26 protein-coding genes are annotated in these 26,795 nt (G+C 55.2%); 9 read left to right on the top strand and 17 right to left on the bottom strand.

The window, feature by feature from the left end:
* Positions 1–19: 19 nt before the first annotated feature.
* The 3 genes from trmD to rpsP are packed head-to-tail and all read right to left on the bottom strand — an operon-like array spanning position 20 to position 1,628.
* Entirely contained in the window at positions 20–766 is a 747-nt protein-coding gene (trmD, locus tag FKCLFG_RS05140) for a tRNA (guanosine(37)-N1)-methyltransferase TrmD (RefSeq protein ID WP_472615154.1), read from the bottom strand.
* Positions 767–821: 55 nt separating this feature from the next.
* A complete protein-coding gene (gene rimM, locus FKCLFG_RS05135; RefSeq protein ID WP_472615153.1) occupies positions 822–1,376 on the bottom strand; it encodes a ribosome maturation factor RimM in 555 nt (184 codons plus the stop codon).
* Positions 1,377–1,628, bottom strand: coding sequence for a 30S ribosomal protein S16 (rpsP, locus tag FKCLFG_RS05130; protein WP_472615152.1), 252 nt, complete (start codon positions 1,626–1,628; stop codon positions 1,377–1,379).
* A 368-nt stretch (positions 1,629–1,996) separates the two neighbouring features.
* Here rpsP and FKCLFG_RS05125 point away from each other — a divergent pair, with 368 nt between their 5' ends.
* On the top strand, positions 1,997–2,413 hold the full coding sequence (locus FKCLFG_RS05125) for an NINE protein (protein ID WP_472615151.1): 417 nt from the start codon (positions 1,997–1,999) through the stop codon (positions 2,411–2,413).
* Between the two features lie 9 nt (positions 2,414–2,422).
* On the opposite strand, the gene FKCLFG_RS05120 is transcribed toward FKCLFG_RS05125, so the two are convergent.
* On the bottom strand, positions 2,423–2,911 hold the full coding sequence (locus tag FKCLFG_RS05120; RefSeq protein WP_472615150.1) for an Lrp/AsnC ligand binding domain-containing protein: 489 nt from the start codon (positions 2,909–2,911) through the stop codon (positions 2,423–2,425).
* Between the two features lie 103 nt (positions 2,912–3,014).
* Between FKCLFG_RS05120 and FKCLFG_RS05115 the strand changes: the two genes are divergently transcribed.
* Entirely contained in the window at positions 3,015–4,271 is a 1,257-nt protein-coding gene (locus FKCLFG_RS05115) for a D-amino acid dehydrogenase (RefSeq protein ID WP_472615149.1), read from the top strand.
* A gap of 234 nt (positions 4,272–4,505) precedes the next feature.
* On the opposite strand, the gene FKCLFG_RS05110 is transcribed toward FKCLFG_RS05115, so the two are convergent.
* From FKCLFG_RS05110 to ugpQ, 12 genes are all read right to left on the bottom strand, one after another.
* Positions 4,506–6,308: an acyl-CoA dehydrogenase gene (locus FKCLFG_RS05110; protein WP_472615148.1), complete on the bottom strand. Its 1,803-nt coding sequence runs from the start codon at positions 6,306–6,308 to the stop codon at positions 4,506–4,508.
* 168 nt (positions 6,309–6,476) lie between these two features.
* Entirely contained in the window at positions 6,477–7,406 is a 930-nt protein-coding gene (locus tag FKCLFG_RS05105; protein WP_472615147.1) for an electron transfer flavoprotein subunit alpha/FixB family protein, read from the bottom strand.
* A gap of 114 nt (positions 7,407–7,520) precedes the next feature.
* Positions 7,521–8,270, bottom strand: a complete 750-nt coding sequence (locus FKCLFG_RS05100) for an electron transfer flavoprotein subunit beta/FixA family protein (protein ID WP_472615146.1) — start codon at positions 8,268–8,270, stop codon at positions 7,521–7,523.
* Between the two features lie 309 nt (positions 8,271–8,579).
* Complete coding sequence (locus tag FKCLFG_RS05095) at positions 8,580–9,935, bottom strand: sigma-54-dependent transcriptional regulator (RefSeq protein WP_472615145.1); 1,356 nt, start codon at positions 9,933–9,935, stop codon at positions 8,580–8,582.
* Positions 9,935–11,812, bottom strand: a complete 1,878-nt coding sequence (locus FKCLFG_RS05090) for a sensor histidine kinase (RefSeq protein WP_472615144.1) — start codon at positions 11,810–11,812, stop codon at positions 9,935–9,937. The genes FKCLFG_RS05095 and FKCLFG_RS05090 overlap by 1 nt, the downstream gene beginning before the upstream one ends.
* Positions 11,813–11,828: 16 nt before the next feature.
* On the bottom strand, positions 11,829–12,098 hold the full coding sequence (locus FKCLFG_RS05085; RefSeq protein WP_472615143.1) for a hypothetical protein: 270 nt from the start codon (positions 12,096–12,098) through the stop codon (positions 11,829–11,831).
* Positions 12,099–12,120: 22 nt separating this feature from the next.
* Complete coding sequence (locus FKCLFG_RS05080; protein ID WP_472615142.1) at positions 12,121–12,912, bottom strand: ABC transporter ATP-binding protein; 792 nt, start codon at positions 12,910–12,912, stop codon at positions 12,121–12,123.
* Between the two features lie 12 nt (positions 12,913–12,924).
* Entirely contained in the window at positions 12,925–13,749 is an 825-nt protein-coding gene (locus FKCLFG_RS05075) for an ABC transporter permease (protein WP_472615141.1), read from the bottom strand.
* 12 nt (positions 13,750–13,761) lie between these two features.
* The gene (locus tag FKCLFG_RS05070; protein ID WP_472615140.1) at positions 13,762–14,757 is read right to left on the bottom strand and encodes an ABC transporter substrate-binding protein; all 996 of its coding nucleotides are present in this window, start codon (positions 14,755–14,757) and stop codon (positions 13,762–13,764) included.
* A gap of 577 nt (positions 14,758–15,334) precedes the next feature.
* Positions 15,335–15,562: a sulfurtransferase TusA family protein gene (locus tag FKCLFG_RS05065; RefSeq protein WP_472615139.1), complete on the bottom strand. Its 228-nt coding sequence runs from the start codon at positions 15,560–15,562 to the stop codon at positions 15,335–15,337.
* 289 nt (positions 15,563–15,851) lie between these two features.
* Positions 15,852–18,473, bottom strand: coding sequence for an alanine--tRNA ligase (alaS, locus tag FKCLFG_RS05060; protein WP_472615138.1), 2,622 nt, complete (start codon positions 18,471–18,473; stop codon positions 15,852–15,854).
* A gap of 133 nt (positions 18,474–18,606) precedes the next feature.
* A complete protein-coding gene (gene ugpQ / locus FKCLFG_RS05055) occupies positions 18,607–19,395 on the bottom strand; it encodes a glycerophosphodiester phosphodiesterase (RefSeq protein WP_472615793.1) in 789 nt (262 codons plus the stop codon).
* A gap of 54 nt (positions 19,396–19,449) precedes the next feature.
* On the opposite strand from ugpQ, the gene FKCLFG_RS05050 reads away from it, so the two are divergent.
* Positions 19,450–19,938, top strand: a complete 489-nt coding sequence (locus FKCLFG_RS05050; RefSeq protein ID WP_472615137.1) for a DUF1499 domain-containing protein — start codon at positions 19,450–19,452, stop codon at positions 19,936–19,938.
* A gap of 433 nt (positions 19,939–20,371) precedes the next feature.
* Positions 20,372–21,457 carry an alpha/beta hydrolase gene (locus tag FKCLFG_RS05045; RefSeq protein ID WP_472615136.1) on the top strand — a complete coding sequence of 362 codons (1,086 nt, stop codon included), beginning with the start codon at positions 20,372–20,374 and terminating at the stop codon, positions 21,455–21,457.
* Positions 21,458–21,562: 105 nt separating this feature from the next.
* Here the strand turns inward: FKCLFG_RS05045 and FKCLFG_RS05040 are convergent, their stop codons facing one another.
* The gene (locus tag FKCLFG_RS05040) at positions 21,563–22,321 is read right to left on the bottom strand and encodes a sulfite exporter TauE/SafE family protein (RefSeq protein WP_472615135.1); all 759 of its coding nucleotides are present in this window, start codon (positions 22,319–22,321) and stop codon (positions 21,563–21,565) included.
* A 196-nt stretch (positions 22,322–22,517) separates the two neighbouring features.
* Here FKCLFG_RS05040 and FKCLFG_RS05035 point away from each other — a divergent pair, with 196 nt between their 5' ends.
* The 5 genes from FKCLFG_RS05035 (at position 22,518) to FKCLFG_RS05015 (ending at position 26,728) form a co-directional block, all read left to right on the top strand.
* Positions 22,518–24,275 carry a glutamine--tRNA ligase/YqeY domain fusion protein gene (locus FKCLFG_RS05035; RefSeq protein WP_472615134.1) on the top strand — a complete coding sequence of 586 codons (1,758 nt, stop codon included), beginning with the start codon at positions 22,518–22,520 and terminating at the stop codon, positions 24,273–24,275.
* Positions 24,276–24,291: 16 nt separating this feature from the next.
* Positions 24,292–24,594: a TPR end-of-group domain-containing protein gene (locus tag FKCLFG_RS05030; protein ID WP_472615133.1), complete on the top strand. Its 303-nt coding sequence runs from the start codon at positions 24,292–24,294 to the stop codon at positions 24,592–24,594.
* A gap of 91 nt (positions 24,595–24,685) precedes the next feature.
* Entirely contained in the window at positions 24,686–25,261 is a 576-nt protein-coding gene (locus FKCLFG_RS05025; protein WP_472615132.1) for a zeta toxin family protein, read from the top strand.
* Positions 25,237–25,416, top strand: a complete 180-nt coding sequence (locus tag FKCLFG_RS05020) for a hypothetical protein (RefSeq protein WP_472615131.1) — start codon at positions 25,237–25,239, stop codon at positions 25,414–25,416. The genes FKCLFG_RS05025 and FKCLFG_RS05020 overlap by 25 nt, the downstream gene beginning before the upstream one ends.
* Before the next feature lie 250 nt (positions 25,417–25,666).
* A complete protein-coding gene (locus FKCLFG_RS05015; RefSeq protein WP_472615130.1) occupies positions 25,667–26,728 on the top strand; it encodes a hypothetical protein in 1,062 nt (353 codons plus the stop codon).
* Positions 26,729–26,795 lie beyond the last annotated feature (67 nt).

The raw sequence follows: 26,795 nt of genomic DNA, 5'->3' as shown, positions 1-26,795 counted from the left end.
AGCCGCTCTTTACTATCTACTAAAAACACCTTAAAAATTTCTCATCTGCAACTGTAAGCAAACCTTCCTCACGCGCTTTAGCTAACAGGTCTGGACGTTTCCTGGCAGTTGCTTCGAGCGCCTGCTGACGTCGCCATTTATAAATATCTGCATGGTTCCCACCTAATAATACTGGAGGCACCAGCACTTCATGATAGTTCTCCGGCCTTGTGTAGTGCGGACAATCGAGCAAACCGTTGACAAAACTATCTTCAATTGCAGATGACTCGGCGTGTAACACACCAGGCAATTGCCGGATAATCGCATCCAACAAGGCCATCGCAGGCAATTCTCCGCCGGAGAGAACAAAATCGCCGAGACTGATTTCATCATCAACACAGGCGTCCAGCAAACGCTGATCAACCGCCTCGTAACGCCCGCACAGCAGCACCAGCCCAGGCTGCCTGGTCAATTCCATTACACGCCGATGATTCAGCACCTTACCCTGTGGCGACAAATACACCACTTTTGGAACAGGCAAACCCAACGCTTTCTGACGCTGCTTGGCAGCGTCAATGGCTGCATCCAGAGGCTGAGCCAGCATCACCATCCCTGGTCCACCGCCATACGGCCGGTCGTCTACGGTGCGATGCTTGTCGTACGTGAACTGACGCGGATTCCACAACATCAAATCACATTTTTTTTGTTCAAATGCACGCCTTGTAACGCCGGACTGCGTCAGCGCAACAAACATCTCAGGAAAGAGCGTGACGACATCAAATTGCATCTCGCCTCCTTATCCCAACAATGCCAGCCAGATCAAGAACATAGTATGCGGGAATCTAATAATCCAGACCCCAGTCGACCGTAATTTTTCGCGCTTGCAAATCAACCGTCTTGACGAACTGATCCACAAAAGGAATCAATAACTCCCGTGCCGGTTTATCCTTAATTTGGAGATCCACCACCGCCACACGCAGAATCGGATGCGCACCGGTACTCATCAAATCCTGGACGACGCCCAGAGGCGCACCTTCCAGATCATTGACATCCAGGCCGATCAAATCAACCCAGTAAAATTCACCATCTGCCAGAGTAGGAAAATGGCTGCGAGGAATCTGTATAGCGGTACCCTTCAGCGCTTCCGCCGCGTCACGACCTGAGACTCCGACCAATTGCGCAACGACATCGTCAACATGCAACTTTGCCTGAATCACATCAACATCATGCACATCAGGCCGGTCAAACCACCATTTTTTTGCGTTCAGCAGCGCATCAGCGTCAGCAGAATATGGCCTGATACGAACCCAGCCTTGAATTCCGTAAGCACCAGATACGTACCCCACCAGCACTAAATCGGCAGGAATTTGCACCCCTGCTACAACTTTAAGCGACAATTAAGCAGCTACTTTTTTGCCAGCCTGAACCAGGCGAGCCACTGTAGGCGACAATTGTGCGCCAACGCCCTGCCAGTAAGCCAGACGATCCTGCACAATGCGAATCGATTCCTCACCACCTGCAGCCATCGGATTATAAAAACCGATACGTTCGATAAAACGACCGTCGCGACGATTGCGTGAATCAGTTGCTACGATATTGAAAAAAGGACGCTTTTTTGCGCCTCCACGAGCTAAACGAATGACGACCATATTTATTTCCAAAAAAGTGTTCGAATGCGGAAAAAGCCGTAAATTATAGCTTGATTACCACGGCCACTGCAACAAGAAACATATTGCCGGCTGCGCGCAGTTGCCAACCATGGCAAAACCATCTGCACTCGGCGCTATCAAGACTTCCATTTATCAGATATTTAACATTGGCTTAACAGTCGCCCGGACAATGCCCGGAATAATAGTTCAAACTCAGCAGAATCGCTACAAGGCTATGAATTTCAAAAATACCGCATGGTCATGCACTATACTCTATAGTGCATTTTAAATAACATCCAATATATATGCGGAAAACTATGCGTTTTAAGCCATACTCCCTGTATTAATTAACCATAATTAACGAAATTATGTGCTCTCGCCACAAAAACAAGACTGTTGCCACTTTTTTAGCCACGTTTCTGGGCGGTATGGGCCTGCATCGGGTGTATTTACATGGCTGGCAAGACAAATGGGCGTGGCTACACTTTGCCAGTCTTCCGATCTCTGTGCTGATCGCTCTGATGGCACCTGATCAACCCTGGATGTTTACAGGCTGTCTGTTCGTCCTGTCTGTGCTGGCGGGATGCATCGAATCGCTGACTATCGGCGTCACGTCCGATGATGTATGGGATGCGCGCTTCAATCCCAATTCAGGACGACAATCTATGTCGGACTGGCCTTTGGCAATATTGCTGGTACTGACTGTCGGCACCGGTGCGACCGCTCTGATTGCTGCGATGGCGCGCATTTCGGACCTATTACTGACCGGCGGCGCTTTCGGATGAGCCAGAGAGTCATACGTCTGTGGGTAACGTCAATGTTTCCTTGACCTCCTCCATTACGACAAAACTTTTTGATTGCGTTACTCCCGGCAACTGCAGCAGGATATCGCCCAGCAATTTTCGATATTGGCCGATCTCCTTGATGCGGGCCTTGATGATGTAATCGAAGTCGCCCGAGACCAGATGACACTCCAGTACTTGCGGAATCCGCACCACCTCGCGTCGAAAATCATCAAAAGTCCGCCCGGATTTGGCCGACAGCGTAATTTCAACAAACACCAGTAAACCCGCATCCAGCGACAAGGGGTTAACACGCGCGTGATAACCGGTAATGATGTCGTCACGCTCCATGCGCTTGACGCGCTCGATGCAAGGGGTGATGGTCAGGCCGACCGCATTAGCCAATTCAGTCATCGCCATCCGGCCATCCTGCTGCAATAGCGTCAGTATCTTGCGATCTAGCTTATCCAGAGTGCGCACAGGTTGTCGTTGAATACGCATTATTTTTTCCTTTAAAACACTGAAATACATGAACATTTACTAGATTGTAATCACTACCATAGCAATACTTAATAATATATATGTATTTTTTCAGGAGATTCTAATGCGCATTCTGATTCTTGGAGCCGGTGTAGTCGGCGTCACCAGCGCGTGGTATCTGGCACGTGCAGGGCATGATGTGACTGTAATCGAGCGCCAGCCCGAAGTCGCACTGGAGACCAGCTTCGGCAACGCCGGACAAATCTCCCCTGGCTACGCATCACCCTGGGCCGGCCCAGGCGTACCCGCGAAAGCGATCAAGTGGTTGCTGCAAAAACATCCGCCCTTGTCTCTCAAGCCGGACGGCTCACTGTTTCAACTGCAATGGCTGACCCAGATGCTAGCCAATTGCACCGAGAAACGCTATGCGGTCAACAAGGCGCGCATGGTGCGGCTGGCCGAATATAGTCGGGATTGCTTCAAGACCATCAGGTCCGACACCGGCATCGATTACGAAGGACGTCAACAGGGCACCTTGCAAGTATTCCGCACCCAGAAGCAAGTAGATGACACTGCCAAGGATATCGCGGTCCTGCATGAGATGGGCGTACCGTTCGAGTTACTCACCAGAAATGAACTCAGTCGTGCCGAACCTGCATTGGAGCAGATAAAAGACAAATTGAGCGGCGGCCTGCGCCTGCCCAACGACGAGACTGGCGATTGCCAACTCTTCACCACCAAACTCGCCGCACTGGCGCAAGCTGCCGGGGTACGTTTCCTGTTCAACCGCAGTATTGACAGTCTGGTGATCGAAGGCGGCAAAGTGAGGGGGGTGCGCTCGGCAGGCGAAACTGTGGAAGCGGATGCAACTGTGGTGGCGCTCGGCAGCTTTTCGACCGCTCTGTTGCGCGGCATGGTGGATGTTCCCGTCTATCCGGTCAAGGGCTACTCGATCACTGTGCCGATTACCGATGCAGCGGCAGCTCCAGTCTCGACTATTTTGGACGAAACCTACAAAGTTGCTGTGACCCGTTTCAATGACCGCATCCGCGTCGGCGGCATGGCCAATCTGGTCGGCTACGACCTGGAACTGCATGACAGCAGGCGTGAGACCTTGGAGTACGTGGTCACCGACTTATTCCCGCACGGCGGCGATGTCAAGCAAGCCACCTTCTGGACCGGACTACGGCCAATGACTCCAGACAGCACTCCGATTATCGGCCCAACCTCCATCCCCGGTTTATGGCTCAATACAGGCCACGGCACCTTGGGCTGGACCATGTCGTGCGGCTCAGGACAATTGCTGGCAGATTTGATGTCGGACAAGACACCGGAAATTGCAGCGGAGGATCTAGGTGTGCGCAGGTATGCAAAAACTTGAGACCTGCATCGACAAGCGCCACCAATAGCTTAACCGGACTGAGATAGATTAAACCTGAGATTAAACTCAATATCCTGCCGCCCCCGGACATTTTTGAACTGATCCGTTGGCGTGCAAACCGGGTTTACCGGTTAGGTTGATAATTAATCGCAGACGTGCTCTCCTTAAACAATTGTTGCAATAAAAAAGGGCAGCTGTCAGGCTGCCCTTTCATCGTGGAGACCGGGAACTACATCAGAACTGGTCTTCGGTCAGCGCCAAGACGCCCGCGCTGCCCGCAACAATTGCAGTCCGGTAGCCGGCCGCCTGCGACAGGATGTGGTCTGCGAAGAAACGCGCCGTACCGATCTTGGCTTGGTAGAACTTGGCATCGCCCTCGCCTGATTGCAGTTTTTGGTCGGCAATCAATGCCGCACGCGCCATTTGCCAGCCGCCAAGCACGATGCCCGCCAGCTTCAGGTAAGGCACCGAACCGGCGAACACAGCCTTGATGTCGGACTTCATGTTGCCGGCCACATAAGTAACAACTTCTTCCAGCACAGTCGCGCCGGCAGCGAGTTGCGTGCCGATGGCGGCCAGATCGGCTGACGCATGTTGTACGCAGTGGGCCGCTAGCGCCGCTTCAGTTGCACGTACCTGGGCAATAATCGTCTTGGCAGTCGCACCGCCATCGCGCACCGTCTTGCGGCCAACCAGATCATTGGCCTGGATTGCAGTCGTGCCTTCGTAAATGGTCAGGATTCTGGCATCGCGATAATGCTGCGCCGCGCCGGTTTCCTCGATAAAGCCCATCCCGCCATGCACCTGCACGCCGGTGGAGGTCACATCCAGCGACATCTCGGTCGACCAACCCTTGATGATCGGCACCAGATATTCGTAAAAAGCCTGATTGGTCTTGCGCGTCGCATCATCAGCATGGTGATGCGCGATGTCGGAAGCGGCGGCGGCGACGTAAGCCAGCGCACGCGATGCTTCAATCTGGGAGCGCATCGACATCAACATACGGCGCACGTCCGGATGATGGATGATAGCTACCGGCCCGGCGGAACCGGCCAGGTCGCGCGACTGCACGCGGTCTTTGGCGAACTGCACGGCTTTCTGATAGGCGCGCTCGGCGACAGCTACGCCCTGCATCCCGACCGCAAAACGGGCCGCATTCATCATGATGAACATGTATTCCAGACCGCGATTTTCTGCACCGACCAAAGTACCGATGGCACCGCCGTGGTCGCCGAATTGCAATACTGCGGTCGGGCTGGCCTTGATGCCGAGCTTGTGCTCAATCGAGACGCAATGCGCATCGTTGCGCGCACCGAGCGAACCATCGGCATTGACCATGAATTTCGGCACAACAAACAGTGAAATGCCTTTCACTCCTTCAGGCGCATCGGGGGTGCGGGCCAGCACCAGATGGACGATATTTTCGGCCATGTCGTGTTCACCGTAGGTAATGAATATCTTGGTGCCGAATATCTTGTAAGTGCCGTCACCCTGCGGCACCGCGCGGGTGCGTACTGCTGCCAGGTCGGAACCGGCTTGCGGCTCGGTCAGGTTCATGGTGCCGGTCCATTTACCGGAGATCAGGTTTTCCAGATAGATCGATTTTTGTTCGTCAGTACCGGCAGTCATCAGCGCCTCAATCGCGCCATCGGTCAGCAGTGGGCACAGGGCGAAAGACAGGTTGGCAGAATTGAGCATTTCGATGCACGGCGTTGCCACCAGTTTTGGCAAACCCTGCCCGCCAAATTCGACCGGATGTTGCACGCCTTGCCAGCCGGCTTCGCCGTAGGCCTTGAACGCTTCCTTGAAACCCTTGGTGGTAGTGACTTGGCCATCACGCCAAGTACTCGGCGTCTGGTCACCCGCCCAATTCAGCGGGGCAATGACCTCGCCACAGAACTTGGCATTTTCTTCCAGCACCGCCTCAACGGTTTCCGGTGTAGCGTCTTCGCAACCCGGCAGGCCGTTCACGACAGACAAACCAGCGAGTTCATTCATCGCGAACAGCATATCTTTCAAAGGTGCAACATAACTCATCGTCCAACTCCAGTAAATGGGCAAAAATATAGGTCTGTTAGCGATAGGCTCGGTCAAGAACCCATTGCTAACAAACCCTGTAATTATTGCGGATTGACAGGCGCGTGCCTGTCAATCTAGCGACAAAGACCAAACGTCCCATCGCTTTAATGCCGTTAAATCGGCGAATTAACCTAATTCCGCCACGAGTGCCGGCACCACATCGAACAAATCGCCGACGATACCGTAATCGGCCACACTGAAGATCGGCGCTTCCGCATCCTTGTTGATGGCAACGATGACTTTTGAATCCTTCATCCCGGCCAGATGCTGGATCGCGCCCGAGATACCGACCGCGATATACAACTGCGGCGCGACGATCTTGCCAGTCTGCCCCACTTGCCAGTCGTTCGGCACGAAGCCGGCATCGACTGCAGCGCGCGAGGCACCCATTGCGGCGCCAAGCTTGTCAGCCAGCGGTTCAAGGATCTTGAAGTTCTCGCCGGAACCCATGCCGCGCCCACCAGATACGATGACCTTGGCGGCGGTCAGTTCAGGACGGTCCGATTTCGCGACTTCGCGCCCGATGAAGGCGGATTTGCCGGAATCGGCCACCGCTGCGATGTTTTCGACTGTAGCGGAGCCGCCGGCAGCAGCGGCATCGAAGCCGGTTGAACGCACGGTGATGACCTTGATCGGATCGCTCGACTGTACGTAAGCGATCGCGTTACCAGCGTAGATCGGACGCTCGAAGGTGTCGGGCGCATCAACCCGGGTGATTTCGGAGATCTGAGCGACGTCGAGTTTGGCCGCCACGCGAGGCAGGATGTTTTTGCCGTAGGCAGTGGCAGGCGCAAGGATGTGGGAATAGTTGTTGGCGATTGCCAGCACTTGTTCCGCCACGTTCTCGGCCAGGCCGTCGGCAAAAGCGGCGGCATCGGCCACCAGTACCTTGGCGACGCCGGCGATCTGGGCCGCGGCCTGGGCGGCAGCGCCGCAATTGTGGCCCGCTACCAGAATATGAAGATCGCTACCGCAGGCGGCGGCAGCGGTGACGGTGTGGAGCGTGCTTCCTTTTAAGGAAGCATTGTCGTGTTCAGCAATGACGAGTACAGCCATGATGTTTTCCTAATAACAGGATGAGCAGGATGAAGTGAAAAGGACGCGGTGCCACAATCTGCGCCTATCGTCCGTAAATCAATGAATAAATCGATCAATGCGTCATTCAGTGAATCAAATGACTTTCGCTTCGTTTCTGAGTTTTGCAACCAGCGTGGCGACGTCTGGCACCATGATGCCGGCGCTACGCTTGGCTGGCTCGACAACTTTCAGGGTCTTCAGGCGCGAACTGACGTCTACACCCAGATCGGCCGGCTTGACTGTGTCGAGCGGCTTTTTCTTGGCTTTCATGATATTCGGCAACGTGACGTAGCGCGGTTCGTTCAGGCGCAGGTCGGTGGTGATGATCGCAGGCAAGGTCAAAGCAAGTGTTTCCAGGCCGCCGTCGACTTCGCGGGTGACGGTGACTTTGCCGTCTTCCAGCACGACTTTGGAAGCAAAAGTGGCTTGTGGCCAGCCCAGCAAGGCCGCCAACATCTGGCCGGTCTGGTTGCAGTCGTCATCAATGGCTTGTTTGCCGAGGATGATGAGTTGCGGTTGTTCCTTGTCGGCCAGCGCCTTGAGCAGTTTGGCCACGGCCAGCGGCTGGATGTCGGATTCTGTTTCGACCAGGATGGCGCGATCGGCGCCGATGGCCATCGCGGTGCGCAGGGTTTCCTGGCATTGCGTCACGCCGCATGAAATGGCGACAACTTCAGTAACTTTGCCTGCTTCTTTCAGCCGCATCGCTTCTTCCAGTGCGATTTCATCGAACGGATTCATCGACATTTTGACGTTGGCGATATCGACACCAGTGTTGTCTGACTTGACACGCACCTTGACGTTGTAATCCACCACGCGTTTGACCGGGACCAAGACTTTCATAGTTCTGCCTTTACTGTGCAAGTTTGCAAATGAAGTTTAATTGACGTTAACGTAAACGAAATTGAATTATAAAGCGAATCATAAACACCGAGACATAATTTAAGACGGTCGTTCTATTTATTCCTGCACCTGAATGCCGCTTGTTTTCAACAATTGCCTATATTCAGTTCTGCTGGCAGTAGTTGCAAGGTTTTATCACATCGACGCTGCAGCAGCGCATTTTACATGGGTGATTACTGCGGATTAATCCATGCAAGAAAATCCTGAATCCGACCCACGCACTGTAGCCAGCCTTGCCAGACGCTTCATTCATCTGGATCGGAATTTTTCTGTAGATATCTCAAATCGCTTCAACTTGTCATACAGCGTTTTGCGCGGGATATTCAGGCTCTCGGCCGCTGCAACCACATTACCCTCCAGACGCCGCAGACCATCCTCGATAATGGATTTTTCAAATGCGTCGACCTGCTCGGCAAGCGAACCTTCCCGCTGCATGCCGGACGGCATCAACATTTCGTCGAGCAATCCCAAGACAAAGCGATCGGCAATATTGCGCAGTTCCCGCACATTGCCTGACCATTTCTGCGCCATCAATGCACGCAATAATTCGATCCCGATCAAGGGGGCAGTCTGGCCATAGCGTACCGCCCCCTGCAAAACGAAGAATTCGAATAACAGCGGTATATCTTCACGCCGATCCCGCAGCGCGGGCAGGGTCATGCTGGCAACATTCAGGCGGTAGTAAAGGTCGGCCCTGAATTTGTTTTGCTCGGCCAGAATGCGCAGATCGTCTTTGGTCGCGGCAATCACCCGCAAATCGATCGGAATCACCTGATTCGACCCCAGCCGCTCCACCTGCCTTTCCTGCAACACGCGCAACAACTTGACCTGCAGCGAGAGCGGCATGCTTTCAATTTCATCCAGAAAAAGCGTACCCCCGCTAGCGTATTCAATCTTGCCGATGCGTTGCCGGTTGGCGCCGGTAAATGTCCCCTCCTCATGACCGAACAGCTCGGACTCAAAAATAGACTCCGGCAAGGCGCCGCAATTAATCGCGACAAAGTGATGGTCTCTGCGATCGCTGAAGTCATGCAGGCAGCGTGCAATCAGCTCCTTGCCCGTGCCTGTTTCGCCCAGGATCATGATGTCCGCCGACTTCGCCGCCAGACTCAGTACAACTTGCCGTACCTTTGCAATGGCATTGCTGCGCCCGATAATCCGTGCCTCGATGCCCTCGCGGTTTTCCAGTTGCCGTCGCAAATCGATGTTTTCCAGCACCAGGCGCCGTTTATCCAGCGCGCGATAACTCACATCTACCAGCAGATCGGCGGAGAATGGTTTCTCGATGAAATCGTAGGCGCCTTGCCGCATTGCGCTCACCGCCATCGAGACATCGCCATGGCCGGTAACCAGAATGACCGGCAACGACGCATCTTGCGTGACTGCAATTCGCAGCAATTCCAGGCCGTCGATACCGGGCAACTTCACGTCGCTGATCACAATGCCGGGGAACTCAGGTGATAAATATTCGAGCGCCTGCTCGGCAGTGGCGCACGGGATGACGCTCAGACCGGCCAATTCCAGAGCCTGCTTGGCCCCCTTCCTGACAATCGCATCGTCTTCCACCAACAAGACCTGCATGCCGTCAAAGCTTCGCTCCTGCATCATGTTTCCCTCTTTTCGGCATCACACTCGGATACGCATGTCAGCCTGATGATAAATTCCGCACCGCCGCCCTCTTCTCTTGGCCGGTTTCGAACCGATAGCAGCCCGCCGGCGGTGCGAATGATCCCTGCGCTAATCGAAAGCCCCAGCCCCAAGCCTTGCTCCCTGGTGGTATAGAACGGGTCGAATATCTTCTCGATCAGAGTCGCAGGAATTCCGGTCCCTGTATCGCAGATGTGGATTTCCAGGCAATCGGCATTGTTCACGGTCTTGAGCTCGATCCGCTTGGTAGCGGATTCGGCCATCGCGTCGATCGCGTTTGACAAAAGGTTGGTAAGAACCTGCTCCAGCCCGATCTCGCTACACAGTACTACGAGTGGCTGCTGCGGCCACGCAGCTGTCAGCTGTATCTGTTCTGCGGCAATTCTTGCATGCAGCAACAGCATCGTCTGTGCGAAGGCTTTCTGCACATGGGCTGGCCTTCTGGCATCGTCGCTGCGCCGCGCAAATGCTTTCAGCTGCGAGGTAATGTAACCAAGCCGTTTAACCAGATCGGAGATGATGGAAAGATTTTCCAGCGCTTCCTCGGTGCGGCCCCGCGCAATGAATACCCGGGCATTATCAGAAAAGGTTTGCAGTGCGGCCAGCGGCTGGTTCAGTTCATGGGTGACGCCCGCCGCCATCTGTCCGATCGCGGCCAGTTTCCCGCTTTGCACCAGTTCGGCTTGGGCGCAGCGCAGCGTTTGTTCTGCGCGCTCGCGCTCGGCCACTTCGGCTTGCAGACGTTGATTGGCATCGAGCAAATCCGAAGTCCGTTGTCCAACCTTGATTTCCAGCTCATCGTAGGCACACTTGAGTGCTGCTTGCGCGGCCAGCCGTTCATGTATGCGCCGGCGGCGTTGCCTTGCATACAATACGCCGAGCAATACTACCGCCCAGGCAAGCGTCGCAGCGAGCGCCGCATTTCTGGCTACCGCGCGCACCTGGCCCAGATCGGACAACACGGTAATTTGCCATTCCAAAGGTGCAAGGCGACGCCCCACAGCAAGAAACTCACCGCTGGGTGCCGCACGGTCATGCGCCGGGTGGGTCAGAGAGATGACCTTCGCCCCATCTGCAAATTGCTCCAGCACCGGATGGTCAACCGAGGGCAAGGCTTCATGCATGAATTGGCGCTGCTGGCTAATCGTTTTTCTGCGCGCATCCGACAACGGCACCAGGGTTGTAAATTTCAAACCGGGAAATGAGGACAGGATGATTACGCCATTGGAATCGGTCACCCATATCCGCTCGGTTGCGCCCGGCGCTCGCCATGACCGTTCGATCCAGTCAAGATTTACTTTTGCCGCCGCGACGCCGATGATGCGCCCGCCACGTCGAATCGGTTGGGAAATGAACAATCCGGCCTCGCCGGTCGATACGCCGATACCGTAGAAACGTCCGATCCCGCCGCGAATGGCTTGTTCAAAATACGGTCGGAAAGCATAGTTCTGGCCGACATACGAAGTCAGCTCTCGCCAGTTGCTCGATGCGAACACGACGCCCTGAGGGTCCAGCACGTAGACGGCGAAGGCACCGACACGGGCATTGATATCCTCGAGATAGCCATTGACGCGCGCCACCTTTGCCGCGTCCTTGTGTTGCAGCAGATCGGCCACTTCAGCGCTTTGCGCCAGCGCCAAGGGAAGGAATTCATATTTACTCAGGATGCCGTCGAGAGTTGCCGCGTAAAACTCCGCACGCGGCGCCAGTATCCGATGCATATCGTCCAGACTGCGGCGTTTCGCAAACCAGTAGGCAAAAACCACAACTGCGACCAGCAAGCCCAGTGCCAGCACTACCATGACCGAGTTTTTGAGATTGCGATGAGCGAACACTGGCTGAACTCCGCGTTTAAACCACACCTTGTGACAACATCGATGCACACCCGGCATCGACCGGCGCGCCATCATACACCGCGGCAGGCAGGCGAAGGGGACTCGGCAGGGCAGAAGACCAGCCTTTCAGCCTTCTTGCCAATAAAAATATACTATCAAGTGTATTTTTTAAATCGCTATAAAATAAAGCGGAAGAAGCAGTATTTTTTACTATACTCCAGCATAAATTGTAAAAATGAAGTTGCGGAAAGGTTGGTTTATTGGAAAATCCTTTCCGCCGCATCATCGTTGCGGATCAATAGAGCGCCTCAATCCGCCGTTGTTGCCAGCATTTCATCCTGGCGATGGCGTTGCTGCTCTTCCATCACCAGCGTACCAAGTTCCCGTTTCAGGCGGTTGAACTCGGGGTCGCTCGGGTCGCGTGGGCGCGGCAGCGCGATCCGCACATCGCGCTTGATGGTGCCGGGGCGATACGTCATGACTATGGTGCGGTCAGCCAGATAGATCGACTCTTCGATACTGTGGGTCACGAAAACGATGGTGGTGCCGAACTCTTTCCATATCTTCAGCAACTCATCCTGCAGGTTGCGGCGGGTCAATGCGTCCAGTGCACCGAACGGTTCATCCATCAGCATGATCGGGGAATCCAGCGCCAGCACCCGTGCGATGGCGACCCGTTGCCGCATGCCACCGGACAAGTCCTTCGGAAAACGATCCCGGAATTCATGCAGGCCCAACATGTTCAGCAATAATTCGACCCGTTCCCGGATCGCAGACGCCGAACGTCCGGCGATTTCGAGGCCAAACGCAATGTTTTGCTGAATCGTCATCCAGGGAAACAACGCATATTCCTGAAACACCATGCCGCGATCCGGGCCAGGCTTGGCGACGCGCACGTCGCCGGCCCAAATGCCACCCGAAGTCGGATGTGAAAATCCGGCTATGGCGTTGAGCAGCGTCGATTTCCCGCAACCCGATGGGCCGAGCAAGCAAATGAATTCGCCGCCGGCAATCGTCAGATTGATATCCTTGAGCGCTACCACATCGCCGCCGTCGCCAGAAAATACCTTGTTGACTGCTTCAATTCTGATGGTTGTCATATTGTCTCCAGATTAGTTGTGCTCGAGTCCGCGATGCCACTTCAGCAAGTGGTTATTCAACGCGTTCATTGCCATATCGATTGCCAGGCCGAAGAAGCCGATCGTAAACATCCCGGCGATGATTTTGTCCGACCAGAAATACTCGCGAGCTTCCAGAATCCGAAATCCAAGGCCATTGTTGACCGCGATCATTTCCGCCACGATCACCACGATGAATGCGGTCCCCATGCCAATCCGGGCGCCGGTCAAAATATAGGGCGTGGCTGCCGGTAGAATCACGCGCCGGAACATGGTCATTTGCCCGGCGCCAAGATTGCGCGCCGCCCGGATGTAAATGCCATCGACATGACGCACACCGGCAATAGTGTTCATCAGGATCGGGAAGAAAGAGCCGATGCTGATCAGGAAGAACGCGGGAGGATTGCCTAAGCCAAACCATAAAATCGCCAAGGGAATGTACGCAATCGGTGGAATCGGACGCAGCACCTGAATCAGCGGATCGAACAGTTTGTAGATCGTTTTATTGGTCCCCATCAACAGCCCGAGCGGCAGCGCCAGCACCGCGCCGATCAGGAATCCGCCAATCACGCGTGACATGCTGGCATAAGCGTCGTGCAGCAATTCACCGGATAGCAGCCACAGCGCGTAATTCCCCAGTTCCGGGGAGTAGGCTTCGGTTGGCGCCAGATATTCGCCCCACTTGCGCACCACCGCCAGCGGCGACGGCACGATCTGTGGATTGATCAATCCAAACCACGACAGCGCTTGCCACAGCGCCAGCGCAATCAGGGGCACGATCGCGCCGTGCAGAAATTTTTTGAGAAAAGAGAAGTTCATGTCGGTCCCTTCTCAATTCTTGATCGACTTCTTGGCCTGGCCCAGCAAATCGAGTTTGACCCAATCGAGCGCTGCAGGAGGGCTTGACATCTTCCCGATACCGTACTTCACCATGTAATCGGTCGTCAATTGCACGTGATTGACGGAAATATCTTCTGTAAAGGAGGCATTCTCCATCGCGTCGCGATAATCCTCGCTGCTGACCTGATTCCTGAACATCGAGGCACGGACATACGTCTCGGCCGCTAGCGGATCGCTGATGAAATGGCGTGTGGCCGCCACAAAGCACTGCATGAAACGTACTGCCACGTCAGGTCGTTCCTTGTACATTTTTTCCGTCATCACCAGCGCCCGCACCGGCTCGCCCAGCGGGGTGTCATACGGACGCATGATTTCCGTGCCATATTTTTTATTCAGCGCCTGGGTGGAATAAGGCTCGGACTGGCTCATCGCGTCGATGTTTTTCGTCAACAGGGCCTGGTTCAGGTCCGGATATCCCATGTACATGATCTGAACATCCTTGCCCGGCTTATCCGACCATGTCAGATGGTTTTTTGCCAGCTCGGTAAACAGCAGAATTTCCTGCGGGCCACCTCTGGTGACACCGACTTTTTTGCCTTTAAGTTCGGCAATGCTGCGGATATTCAGATCGGGGCGTCCGACGATGCGCACGCCGCCCTTGGCAAACCCGCCCACCAGAAATACCTTGACCCCGCTGGCCCGTCCGGATATCGCCGCTTCCAGCGCACTGGCCGATACATCGATTTCACCGGCGATGATCGCTGGGACGATATCGAGCCCCTTGGCAAATACCCGCTCTTCAATTTTCAGGTTGTACTTGGGTGCAATTTCTTTCATATAGGCGACCGCACCGTAGTGGGCGAATTTCAGATTGCCCAGACGAACCAGGTCAGCGGCATTCGCGACCAGCGGAAACCCGGCCACCGCGACCAGTGCAGCCAGAGTATGCGTGGTGAGGAATCTCTTGAGATGGTGTTTTGAATTCATTGTCTTCTCCTGTTTTGGATTTATTGTATGCGTTGCATTTCGGGCGCACGGCATTAATACCCTGCCGCCTGCAACAGGTAAAAGCATCTTTCATGCCAACCTCAAAAAACAGCAGGATACTTGCCTAACATCATGAATAAAAAGGAATATTTATAAAATTTTTAAAGCTTGGAAAACAGGGATTTTCTGGCTTTCCGCACTAGGCACGCAATCCGAGGCTGGATTTCCGCACAGACATCGCACCGCCATGCAGGCAGCAATAGTTTTTGGGAGTGCGCCGCCACAGGCAGAACGCGGGTCCACGCAGGTCCATTCTCTGGCTAATTTTTGGGGCTATCGCTAAAAGCAGCAGGCGTTAATATTGTTTTTTAGAAACAATAGAGGGCGGGATGGTGCAGTGGAGGAAAATGTGCGCACCGGTCGTTTCGAATCAAAACGCCGGAGGCGGTACAGCGGGGGGCGGCAGGAAAAACACCATGCGCCTATTTCGGGCAAGGCCGCCCAAAATCGCAATCGCGTTATTGGAGTGGGCGCCTATCTTGTTGAGTCCCAGCGGAGCGGGGGATTTACTTATAAATTACTTGCGTTTAACGTAGTACTCAAACTCCCTATCGTGTTCTTCATGTGACAACAATTCATTACCGGTCTGTTTCGAAAACGCCTGAAAATCCCGCACCGAACCAGGGTCTGTTGCCAGCACGTGCAATATTTGCCCGCTTAACATTTCAGATAACGCTTTTTTGGTCTTCAGAATAGGCAGAGGGCAATTGAGACCGCGTGCATCTATCTCTTTATTAAATTGCATGATTTCTATCCGTGGATAATTTAGTCATCAAATAATACGCCAAATTTCACAGAAAACGCATTTTCATGGTGCGTCGCAACAAAATAATTTTCAATCGTGATCCTTACATGCAACAGACCGGTGCAAAATCATGGAGAGTTAATGTTAATGCGATTAAAAACAACACATTGCGTTCAATCTGGTGCGTGAACGCATCTGCGCCGATCAGCATGAAATCGATGATCGGCGCAGCGCTTCAGACCGGGCAAAACCTGAAATCAGGCAAAGCCCGCTCGCTCCGCAGCAATACTCAGGTGCGCTCGCCGACCCAGGCCGCAACGCCGGCCAGCGCTTGCGCCAGACCGCTCGGATCGGTGCCGCCGGCTTGCGCCATGTCGGCGCGGCCGCCGCCTTTGCCGCCGACCTGTTGCGCGACGAAATTCACCAGTTCGCCGGCTTTGACTTTTGCAGTCGCGTCGGCAGTCACGCCGGCGATCAGGCTGACCTTGCCGTCATTGACGGCGGCCAGCACGATGGCGGCGGTTTTCAACTTGCCTTTGAGCTTATCCATAGTTTCGCGCAACGTCGCCACATCGGCGCCGTCCAGCGTTGCAGCCAGCACCTTGATGCCGTTCACAGCCACAGCTTGCTTGAGCAATTCATCGCCCTGACCGGAAGCGAGTTTTGATTTCAGCGCGGCGACTTCTTTTTCCAGCGTCTTGATGGTGTCCTGCACTTGCATAATGCGCTGCGTCAATTCTTCCGGTTGCGCCTTCAGTGCGGCCGCGGCGTCCTGCACCCGGCGGCTCAAGGTTTGCACCAGCGCCAGCGCACCTTCGCCGGTGACGGCTTCGACGCGCCGGATGCCGGCCGCGACGCCGCCTTCGGCGACGATCTTGAACAAGCCGATGTCGCCGGTGCGCGATACATGCGTGCCACCGCACAATTCACGCGAGGAACCGATATCCAGCACCCGCACTTCGTCGCCGTATTTCTCGCCGAACAGCGCCATCGCGCCGTGCTTGACCGCGTCGTCATATGACATCACTTGCGATTGGGTCGCGACGTTGGCGAGAATTTCGCGATTGACGATATCTTCGACGCGACCGATCTCGTCAGCCGTCATCGGTGCGTTATGGCTGAAATCGAAGCGGGTCTTGTCGGCGTCGACCAGCGAACCTTTTTGCGCCACATGGCTGCCCAGCACTTCGCGCAACGCCTTGTGCATCAAATGCGTGGCCGAATGGTTGCGCATGCTGTGCGCGCGCACAGCCGCATCGACCTGCGCATTGAGCGTATCGCCGATAGTCAGCACGCCTTTGTTCAGGATGCCGTGATGGCCAAAAACGTTGGCCTGGATTTTTTGCGTGTCTTCCACTTCGAAGCGCGCCGCGTCAGCGCCATAGACCGATTCCAGCACGCCGGAGTCGCCCGCCTGTCCACCCGATTCCGCATAGAACGGCGTGCTATCGAGCACCACAATCGCATGCTGGCCCGCCGCAATCGACTGTACCGCGGTGCCGTCCACATACAGCGCGACGACTTTGCCGGCCTCGATCAAGCGGTCGTAACCGACGAATTGGGTCTTGTCGCCGCTGTATTCGATACCGGCCGCCATCTTGAATTTGCCGGCGGCGCGCGCGGTTGACTTCTGGCGCGCCATCGCAGCATCGAAACCTGCCTCGTCGAGCGTGATATTGCGTTCGCGGCAGATGTCAGCGGTCAAGTCGAGCGGGAAACCGAAAGTGTCATACAAGGCGAAGGCGGTATCGCCATCGAGCTTCTTGCTGTTCTTGGCCAGCGCGGTTTCCAGCAGTTTCATGCCGTGTTCCAGCGTCTCGCCGAAGCGTTCTTCTTCCTGTTGCAATACCTGCTCGACGCGGGATGCGGCATCAGTCAGTTCCGGATAGGCATTGCCCATCACGCCCACCAGATCCTTGACCAGCTTGAAGAAGAACGGTTTGGTCTGACCCAGCTTGTGACCGTGGCGCAACGCGCGGCGCACGATGCGACGCAGCACATAGCCGCGCCCCTCATTGCCGGGGATGATGCCATCGACGACCAGGAAGGAACAGGCGCGGATATGATCGGCAATCACTTTGAGCGAATTGTCGGTCAGGTCCATGCAGCCGGTTTCACGCGCCGCAGCGATGATCAGCGTCTGGAAGCTGTCGATGTCGTAATTCGAATGCACATGTTGCAGCACTGCGGTGATGCGCTCCAGTCCCATGCCGGTGTCGATACAAGGTTTCGGCAACGGGTGCAGCACGCCTTTCTCGTCCTTGTTGAACTGCATGAAGACCAGATTCCATATCTCGATGTAACGGTCGCCGTCTTCCTCGGCGCTGCCCGGAGGGCCGCCCCAAATTTCGGCGCCGTGGTCGTAAAAAATCTCGCTGCACGGGCCGCACGGGCCGGTTTCCGCCATCTGCCAGAAGTTGTCCGATGCGTAGCGCGCGCCCTTGTTGTCGCCGATGCGGATGATGCGCTCGGCCGGCACGCCGATTTCCTTTTCCCAGATCGCATACGCTTCGTCGTCCTCAAAATAGACGGTTACCCACAGCTTTTCTTTCGGCATCTTGTAGACCGAAGTCAGCAATTCCCATGCGTAATGGATCGCGTCGCGCTTGAAATAATCGCCAAACGAGAAATTGCCCAGCATCTCGAAAAAAGTATGGTGACGCGCGGTATAGCCGACGTTTTCCAGATCGTTGTGCTTGCCGCCGGCACGCAGGCTGCGCTGCGCAGTCGTGGCGCGGGTGTAGTTGCGCTTGTCCTGGCCCAGAAACACGTCCTTGAACTGCACCATGCCGGAGTTGGTAAACAACAAGGTCGGGTCATTGCCGGGAATCAGGCTTGATGAGCGCACCACCGTATGGCCCTTGGATTCATAAAACTGGAGGAATTTATCGCGGATTTCGGACGAGTTCATGTGCTTTGGCTAAGAATAAGAATGCGTTATAAAAGATGCTTTGCAAGAAAAACGATTATACGTGATGGGTAAATGGCATTTACCCGCCGCTTACCGTCCATTAAGCGGCTATAAATTGGCTATTTATCAGCAATTACGTCGCCGCCGCACCCAGCGAAAAATCCGCGCCGATCAGGTCGATGCGATCAGTGCAAAATCCGTCCACGCCCCAGGACAGAATTTCCGCAGCCCGCGCCGGGTCGTTGACGGTGTAACAAAAAAGGCCATAGCCCGCCGCCTTTACCTGCTGCGCCAGTGTGCGTGACAGATTTTGATGATTGGTGTGCAGCGCCACTGCCGCCAACGCAAGCAATCGTGCGCGCCAGTCGGGCGGGATCACATCCACCAGATAGCCGCGTGGGATTTCAGGCGCAGCGGCCCGGGCCGCCATCAATGCATCAAAAGAAAATGAAGAAAACAAGGGCAAAGCGCGCGGAGCGGCGCTTGGAGTTGCAATTTCAGCGGCGATTTCGTCGGCAAACAGTTGCCGCGTCAGCGTCGCCGTCACGCGCCCGGTTGCAGCCTCGAAACCAGCGGCCGGCTTGAGTTCGACGTTCATCCAGATAGCCTGGGCCCGGCAGAACGCCGCCACTTGCGCATAGCTCGGTACCGGTTCGCCGGCAAATGCGCTGCCAAACCAGCTGCCGGCGTCCAGCGCGGCCAGTTCAGCCGCACTCGACGTCGGCACGCTGCCAGCGCCACTGATGGTGCGGCCGAATTGCTCGTCATGCATCAGCACCGGAATTTCGTCCCGGCTCAACATCACATCGAACTCGACCGCATGAAAACCGTGCGCCAAGCCGCAGCGCAACGCCGCCAGCGTGTTTTCGGGAGCCAGCGCGCCGCCGCCGCGATGGGCGACGATTTTCGGATAGGGCCACAATGTTTTACGCATGACGGTAATATACCAATCATTGATACCAGCCAGCCGCCCATCATGAGCCAAACTCTGCGTGTGATCGCCGTCGTCGTGTTCATCGTCATTCCGCTGCTGGTGCTGGCGGTCGGTCAGGCCGGGCTGCTTAACGGCAAACAGCCGGCCGATCTGGGGCTGCACGACGGCCAGCTAAAACCACCGCGGGCCGACGCCTGGAACAGCGTTTCCAGCCAGGCCGCGCTGCATCCGCACACCGATTATCACGTGATCGCCCCGCTCGTCTATCGCGGCGACGGCAAGGCGGCTTTCGCCAGGCTGACCGCCATCGTGCGCGGCATGCGCGGCGCCACCGTCATCAGCGCCGAACCCGGCTATCTGTACGCGCAATTTCAGACGCTTCTGATGAAATATATCGACGATGTCGAATTTGCACTCGACGAACCAGCCGGAGTGATCCAGATGCGCTCGGCATCGCGCCTGGGGCGCAAGGATTTCGGCGTCAACCGCAAGCGGCTGGAAGCGGTTCGAAGCGCATTTGCAGCACAGTGACCTGGCATTAAAATCATACTGGATAATGTATTTATAATTTACGCAGTGAATATATGCATAAAACACTGTATTTATCACCATACTCCCTATGAAACTGCACCCACAAAGCCCGGCGCTAGCGAGGTGATTGAAACAGCGCGCGTTAATCCGTAGCAATGTTATGGCCGGCTGATTTGAACCAGAACAATGAATTTGTTGTTACGCACAAACCAAGCATCCCCCGCTTGAAATCGATCCGGGTTTGTACTAATTTCAACTAATTGTTACGCAAGTAGGAACGAACAAGAAAAACACCATGACTAACTTGGCCCAGCCGCGCAATAGGCAATGCACCGCATATTCGAGTGGGTGGCAAAATCAGCCAAATTTGCATATTTACAATGTCCAGGAATGCTCCCAATCAATTTTGAATAACAATCAGAAAGAACTTGGCATGAAAAGCACCTATTTTATTGTTCCCACTGCACTCTTCCTGGCTGCCGGCTTCTCTCCTGCACAAGAAAATGATGCGAAAAATGACCCGAAAAATGACGTAAAACCTGCCAGCAAGCAGTCAATGGCCGAACCGCACATGCAAAAGGTGCTCGATGCGCTGGCAGCGCTTGGAGCAAAACCGCTTGAAACCTTAACCCCCGAAGAAGCGCGCAAACAGCCCACGCCGGCGGATGCGGTCAAGAAAGTATTGCAGGATCAAGGAAAAAGCACAGACCCTGAACCGGGCGTGAGCGTGAAAGACATGACGATTGCGGGGCCAGCCGGCGAAATTCCGATTCACGTCTACACCCCGCAAGGAAAAGGACCGTTTCCGGTCATGCTGTATTACCACGGCGGCGGCTTTGTCATCGCAAATACGAAAACGTATGATGCCTCGCCCCGTGCCTTGGCCAAAGGCGCGCAAGCCATCATGGTGGCGGTGGACTATCACCAGGCACCCGAGCATAAATTTCCAGCCGCGCCCAACGATGCCTACGCCGCTTACACCTGGGTGCTGGAACATGCGAAAGAAATCAATGCAGATCCGAAGCGTGTTGCGGTAGGCGGCGAAAGCGCCGGCGGCAACTTGGCGGCAGTGGTGTCGCTGATGGCGCGGGACAAACAGGCGCCTTTGCCGGTGCATCAATTGCTGGTCTACCCGGTGGTTAATAACGGCTTCAATACCCCTTCGTATCAGGAAAATGCCGAAGCCAAACCGCTCAATAAGGCCATGATGCAATGGTTTTTCAAGCACTACTCCAGCAAGGAGGAGGACGGCGACAATCCTTACGCATTGCCGATGAAAGCAAAATCCTTGAAAGGTCTGCCTTCGGCTACGGTGATTGCAGCTGAAATCGACCCGCTACGCTCTGAGGGAAAAAGCTATGCCGACCGATTGAAGAAAGACGGCGTGAAGGTTACGTATAAAGAATATACCGGCGTCACGCACGAGTTCTTTGGCATGGGAGCCGTCGTGCCGAAAGCAAAAGCAGCGGAAAAAATGGCGGCGGAGGCACTGAAGAAGGCTTTTTCGAGCGCGCGTTAGTTATTAGCTATTGATCATTAGCGCGCCATTGGCAAAAGACTTGTGGCTGCCAGAAACAACGCGCAATGACCACGCAATAATCCCATCAAACCAACGCTGAATCAGTTAAAAGAATATCTCGTAGCCGAGCTTCATGATCAGCGTTGTCACCAGCACCAGAAACAATACCCGCACAAATCCGGCACCCTTGTGCAGCGCCAGCCAAGTGCCGCAAACCGCGCCAATAATATTGGCCAGCGCCATCGGCAGCGCAACTTGCCACAACACATAGCCGGCCGGTACGAAGAAAGCCAGCGCGGCCGCATTGGTGGCGATATTGACGAATTTGGCGGCAGCCGAAGCATTCAGAAAATCGAACGCGAAGAAGCGAATGAACAGGAAGATCAAAAAACTGCCGGTGCCGGGGCCGAACAAGCCGTCGTAAAAACCGATCGCGCCGCCGATCAGCACCGCGATAATTTTTTCGCGCCGGCCGACCTGGACCGGCTTGTGGATAGTGCCAAAATCCTTTTTCCACAGCGTATAAATTGCAATTACCACCAGCAGGAAGAACACCACCGGTTTCAGAAACGATTTCGGCACCATCGACACCGTCGCCGCTCCGGCGAATGCCATCACGAACGCGCTGGCCGCAGCCGGCAACACCAGCGTCCAGGCAATGCGCACCCGCTTGAAATACGAGCGCGCAGAGAAAAAAGTGCCGGAAATAGCCGCCACCTTATTGGTGCCGAACAGAGTCGCCGGCGCGGTAGTCGGCATGAAATTAAACAGCGCAGGAATCTGGATCAAACCGCCGCCGCCGACTGCCGCATCGATCAAGCCGGCAAAAAAGGCGAACAGGCACAGCAATAGTATTTCGGTCATCGGATGGCAGGCTTGGAAACAAAATGGCGATTCGGCGCGGTTCGGTGCAACTGGGCCAATCAAAGCCCATCAGTCTAACGTCTGGCAAGGCTGCCTGTTGCACTATTGCATCAGCCACACTAGCCGACTGCCTGTCAGCCTCTACGGTAGAATGCTTTCAACCAATATCAATCCAACACATCATCAAAGAACACACATGAGCACCGACATCAAAAAAGGCAATGGCCAAGCCGCCGCAACAACTCCGGCCACCTCCAACTTCCTGCGCGCCATCGTCGAGACCGACCTCCAGGCCGGCACTTACACTCGCCCCGGTTTGCCGAACGTGATTACCCGCTTCCCGCCGGAGCCGAACGGCTACCTGCACATCGGCCATGCCAAATCGATCTGCCTGAATTTCGGTCTGGCGCGCGATTACGATGGACGCTGCCATCTGCGTTTCGACGACACCAACCCGGCCAAGGAAGATCAGGAATACGTCGACACCATCATCGACAGCGTCAAGTGGCTCGGCTTCAGCTGGGAACAGGACGGCATCGAACATTTGCACTACGCCAGCGATTACTTCGACCAGCTCTACAACATGGCCGAATACCTGATCAAAAGCGGCCACGCCTATGTCGACAGCCAGAGCGCCGAAGACATGGCAGCCAACCGCGGCGACTTCAACCAGCCCGGCATCGATTCGCCGTTCCGCCAGCGCCCGGCCGCCGAATCACTGGACCTGTTTCGGCGCATGAAGGCAGGCGAATTCAAGGATGGCGAACACATCCTGCGCGCCAGGATCGACATGGCTTCGCCCAACATGAACCTGCGCGATCCTGCCATCTACCGCATCCGCCACGCGCATCATCACCGCACCGGCGACACCTGGTGCATCTACCCGATGTACGATTTCACGCATCCGCTGTCGGACGCGCTCGAACACATCACGCATTCGGTCTGTACGCTGGAATTCCAGGATCACCGCCCGTTCTACGACTGGATCATAGAGCGCTGCGCCGCAGGTGGTTTCTTCCAGAAACCGGTGCCGCACCAGTACGAATTCGCGCGGCTGAACCTGACCTACGTCGTCACCAGCAAGCGCAAGCTGCGACAACTGGTGGACGAAGGCATCGTCGATGGCTGGGACGATCCACGCATGCCAACCATCGTCGGCATCCGCCGCCGTGGCTACACGCCGGAATCGATCCAACTGTTTTGCGAACGCATCGGCGTCACCAAATCCGACGGCTGGATCGACATGAGCACGCTCGAAGGCTGCCTGCGCGAAGACCTGGACCCGAAAGCGCCGCGCGCCGCCGCCGTATTGCGTCCGCTAAAACTGATCATCGACAACTTCCCCGCAGAGTTGCGCGACGCCTGCACCTCCCCGATCCACCCGCATTACCCGGAACGCGGCCTGCGCCACTTCAACATCAGCCGTGAACTCTGGATCGAGCAAGATGACTTCATGCAAGAGCCGAGCAAAGGCTACTTCCGCCTCTATCCGCCGATCGGCGACAAGGCCGGCAACAAAGTGCGGCTGCGTTACGGCTATGTAATCGAATGCACCGGTTGCGACAAAGACGCCGACGGCAATGTAATCGCCGTGCATTGCAACTATTTCCCCGACAGCAAAAGCGGCACTGAGGGCAGCGCCAATTACAAAGTCAAAGGCAACATCCACTGGGTCAGCAGCCACGAAGCGCTGCAAGCCGAAGTGCGCCTGTTTGATCGCCTGTTCACCGATCCGCAACCCGACGCCGGCGGCCGCGACTTCAAACTGGCCCTGAACCCGACCGCCAAGGAAGTGGTGATGGCCTACCTGGAACCCAGCTTGGCCGCCGCGATGCCGGAAGACCGCTATCAGTTCGAGCGGCAAGGGTATTTTGTGGTGGATCGGGTGGATTCTGTGGCCGGGAAGCCGGTGTTTAATCGGGTGGTGACTTTGAAGGATAGTTGGGGGAAGTAAGTGGTCATTCGGCGGAATGCGCTTCGCTTTTCCGCCCTACCGGGCTGAGGCTGAAGGAGAAATTATTAACTACGAAATAGCGTGTAAAAAACTTAAAAATAAAGTACAAACTAGTCGGCTGGAAACCGTTCTAAATTTCACATCGTCACACAGTGTCAAAGCCGCATCCTATGCACTTCTAAACAAGAAAAATGAAATGTTAGAAAATATCAAAAAAGCCATGGAAGACGACAAGACATTTCGGTTTGATGCATTAAGGTGGCCTGCCTTTGATGATTTTAGATCTGACAATGATTTTGCGCGCGCAATATCGATCTAAGACCGCAAGTCGCACACCAACAGCCCGTAGGTTGGGCTAAAGTTTCACCAGCACAACACTCAACCCCATATCAAGAACCAAGCAAACCACCATGCCCCAACCCCACGTAATCGTCATAGGCGGTCCCAACGGCGCAGGCAAATCCACCATTGCGCCGCTGGTCTTGCGTGACTATCTGGCGATTCCGGATTTTGTGAATGTGGATCAAATCGCTGCCGGGCTTTCCGCTTTTAATCCGGAAGCCGCTGCGTTTGAAGCGGGGCGCATCATGTTGCGTCGCTTGCATGAATTGGCTGGCTCGGGCAAGAGTTTTGCGTTTGAATCTACCTTATCCAGTCGTACCTTTTCGGTTTTCCTGACTAAACTGAAAGCGCAAGGCTATCGGGTTGATCTTTGCTATGTCTGGCTCAATACTGTGAGGCTGGCGCAAGAACGGGTTGCATTGCGTGTACGGATGGGTGGGCATGATATTCCGCCCGATGTGATCGCACGGCGCTATGCACGCAGCGTGCAAAATTTTCGCTCGCTGTATTTGCCGATTGCGGACGAATGGAGCGTATTCGACAATTCTGAACCTGCTAACCCGCAGTTAATTGCAGAAGGTGCAGTTGGCGTACAGGATAAAATTTATGAGGAAACATCATGGAACAAGATTCAATCGATTTAAATCAGCAGCCCGATCCTATTGCTGAGAAATTGCGTGACACCGCCACACTGGAAAAATTCGTCAAACAAGCGGTGTTTGAGGCGGTAGACAAGGCGCGGCGCTTGGGATTTTTACCCATGCCGGCACAATCCGAGACAGAAAAACAGCGTCCCTAGCATGCATAATCTGGATTTCTTTCACATTCTGCGCCTGCAATATACTTAATACTGTATTTTTCAACTCATAGTGAATTCATGCGGCAAGTCGATGTTTCTATCGCATACCCATGTATTTCTTAAATCCTACACGTGTAGCCAGCGTTGTTTTACAGCAAGTGCAGGCGAATAACTGCAGCTGACGCAACATCAAGCAAGAAACCTTGCATTAGCCATCAACATTGCAAATGCGATAACCTTATAATCAAGCGTGTCCGCTTCGAAGGCGCGTGATTCGGTGCCCGCTGTCGGCATCGGTTTTATCTGGATAAATCGTGTTCTGCCCCCGGTATCCGAGTTGACGGAGTCAATCAAGATGCGTGATGCGCTTTTTGCCATTTTCCTGTTGTTGAGTCTGGTCGCGCATTCTGTGCAGGCGCAGGAGATTTCCATACTGGCTGGGGGACTGAAACAGCGCCATACGGATGAAAATACCTATGCCTGGTCGCTGGACTATCAACACCGGCTCGGCAATCATGCAGCACTGGGCCTGACCTATCTCAACGAGGGCCACCCGGCTAACCATCACCGCGACGGCATCGGCGCCCAGATTTGGGCGCGCACCAACGAGCTGGGGCCGGGGCTCTCGGTTGCCGCCGGGATCGGTCCTTATTTTTACTTCGACACCACTTCCATCAACGGCGCCGATCACCTCAACGAGCACGGCTGGGGCATGCTGGCCAGCCTGGCAGCGACCTGGCAGACGCAACGGCGCTGGTTCGTGCAGCTGCGCGCCAACCGGGTTGTTGTGCCCGACGGCATCGATACTTCTTCCGTGCTGCTCGGTGTCGGCTACCGTCTTGATGACTCGCCGGTGCCGGATGCGCAGAGCACCATGTCGTCGTCAGACCGGTCGGCCACCGGCCACGAACTGACGCTGTCGGTGGGGCAAACCATAGTCAACAGCTTCCACTCTGAAGATGCGACGGCCACCAGCCTGGAATACCGGCGCGGACTTGGCCGCAATCTGGACTGGACGCTCACCTGGCTGAACGAAAACGATGCCCACCTGCTGCGCCGCCAAGGCGTAGCCACGCAACTTTGGCTGGTACGTCCGCTGAACGAACGGCTTGCGCTGGGAGTTGGTGCCGGGCCTTACCTCGCCTTCGACCGCGGGCAGGACAAGCGCAAGCAATGGGCAGGTTTGCTCTCGATAGGCGCGCGTTACCGCTTGAGTCAGGACTTCCTGCTGCGATTTTCATGGAACCGCGTCCTCACCGACTACCACCGCGACACCGACGTGCTGCTGATCGGTGTCGGGTATGCATTCTAAGAGCCTGGAGGCCGCCAGCCGTTTTAAAGTGCGCACGGCGGGCCCGACGCTGAACACCTTTGCAAAA

The organism is Gelidimonas denitrificans (assembly GCF_055694065.1).
This window is presented reverse-complemented; position numbering and strand designations above follow the sequence as displayed.

Excerpts from the sequence above, each read along its gene's own strand:
- FKCLFG_RS05100 (WP_472615146.1), bottom strand. The coding sequence starts at position 8,270 with ATGAAAGTCTTGGTCCCGGTCAAACGCGTGGTGGATTACAACGTCAAG.
- FKCLFG_RS05095 (WP_472615145.1), bottom strand. The coding sequence starts at position 9,935 with ATGCAGGAGCGAAGCTTTGACGGCATGCAGGTCTTGTTGGTGGAAGAC.
- FKCLFG_RS05040 (WP_472615135.1), bottom strand. The coding sequence starts at position 22,321 with ATGACCGAAATACTATTGCTGTGCCTGTTCGCCTTTTTTGCCGGCTTG.
- FKCLFG_RS05120 (WP_472615150.1), bottom strand. The coding sequence starts at position 2,911 with ATGCGTATTCAACGACAACCTGTGCGCACTCTGGATAAGCTAGATCGC.
- FKCLFG_RS05125 (WP_472615151.1), top strand. The coding sequence starts at position 1,997 with ATGTGCTCTCGCCACAAAAACAAGACTGTTGCCACTTTTTTAGCCACG.
- FKCLFG_RS05080 (WP_472615142.1), bottom strand. The coding sequence starts at position 12,912 with ATGACAACCATCAGAATTGAAGCAGTCAACAAGGTATTTTCTGGCGAC.
- FKCLFG_RS05030 (WP_472615133.1), top strand. The coding sequence starts at position 24,292 with ATGCGCTTCGCTTTTCCGCCCTACCGGGCTGAGGCTGAAGGAGAAATT.
- FKCLFG_RS05020 (WP_472615131.1), top strand. The coding sequence starts at position 25,237 with ATGGAACAAGATTCAATCGATTTAAATCAGCAGCCCGATCCTATTGCT.
- FKCLFG_RS05050 (WP_472615137.1), top strand. The coding sequence starts at position 19,450 with ATGAGCCAAACTCTGCGTGTGATCGCCGTCGTCGTGTTCATCGTCATT.
- FKCLFG_RS05075 (WP_472615141.1), bottom strand. The coding sequence starts at position 13,749 with ATGAACTTCTCTTTTCTCAAAAAATTTCTGCACGGCGCGATCGTGCCC.
- alaS (WP_472615138.1), bottom strand. The coding sequence starts at position 18,473 with ATGAACTCGTCCGAAATCCGCGATAAATTCCTCCAGTTTTATGAATCC.
- FKCLFG_RS05115 (WP_472615149.1), top strand. The coding sequence starts at position 3,015 with ATGCGCATTCTGATTCTTGGAGCCGGTGTAGTCGGCGTCACCAGCGCG.
- FKCLFG_RS05045 (WP_472615136.1), top strand. The coding sequence starts at position 20,372 with ATGAAAAGCACCTATTTTATTGTTCCCACTGCACTCTTCCTGGCTGCC.
- FKCLFG_RS05105 (WP_472615147.1), bottom strand. The coding sequence starts at position 7,406 with ATGGCTGTACTCGTCATTGCTGAACACGACAATGCTTCCTTAAAAGGA.
- trmD (WP_472615154.1), bottom strand. The coding sequence starts at position 766 with ATGCAATTTGATGTCGTCACGCTCTTTCCTGAGATGTTTGTTGCGCTG.
- FKCLFG_RS05070 (WP_472615140.1), bottom strand. The coding sequence starts at position 14,757 with ATGAATTCAAAACACCATCTCAAGAGATTCCTCACCACGCATACTCTG.
- FKCLFG_RS05110 (WP_472615148.1), bottom strand. The coding sequence starts at position 6,308 with ATGAGTTATGTTGCACCTTTGAAAGATATGCTGTTCGCGATGAATGAA.
- FKCLFG_RS05035 (WP_472615134.1), top strand. The coding sequence starts at position 22,518 with ATGAGCACCGACATCAAAAAAGGCAATGGCCAAGCCGCCGCAACAACT.
- FKCLFG_RS05025 (WP_472615132.1), top strand. The coding sequence starts at position 24,686 with ATGCCCCAACCCCACGTAATCGTCATAGGCGGTCCCAACGGCGCAGGC.
- FKCLFG_RS05085 (WP_472615143.1), bottom strand. The coding sequence starts at position 12,098 with ATGATGCGGCGGAAAGGATTTTCCAATAAACCAACCTTTCCGCAACTT.
- FKCLFG_RS05065 (WP_472615139.1), bottom strand. The coding sequence starts at position 15,562 with ATGCAATTTAATAAAGAGATAGATGCACGCGGTCTCAATTGCCCTCTG.
- rpsP (WP_472615152.1), bottom strand. The coding sequence starts at position 1,628 with ATGGTCGTCATTCGTTTAGCTCGTGGAGGCGCAAAAAAGCGTCCTTTT.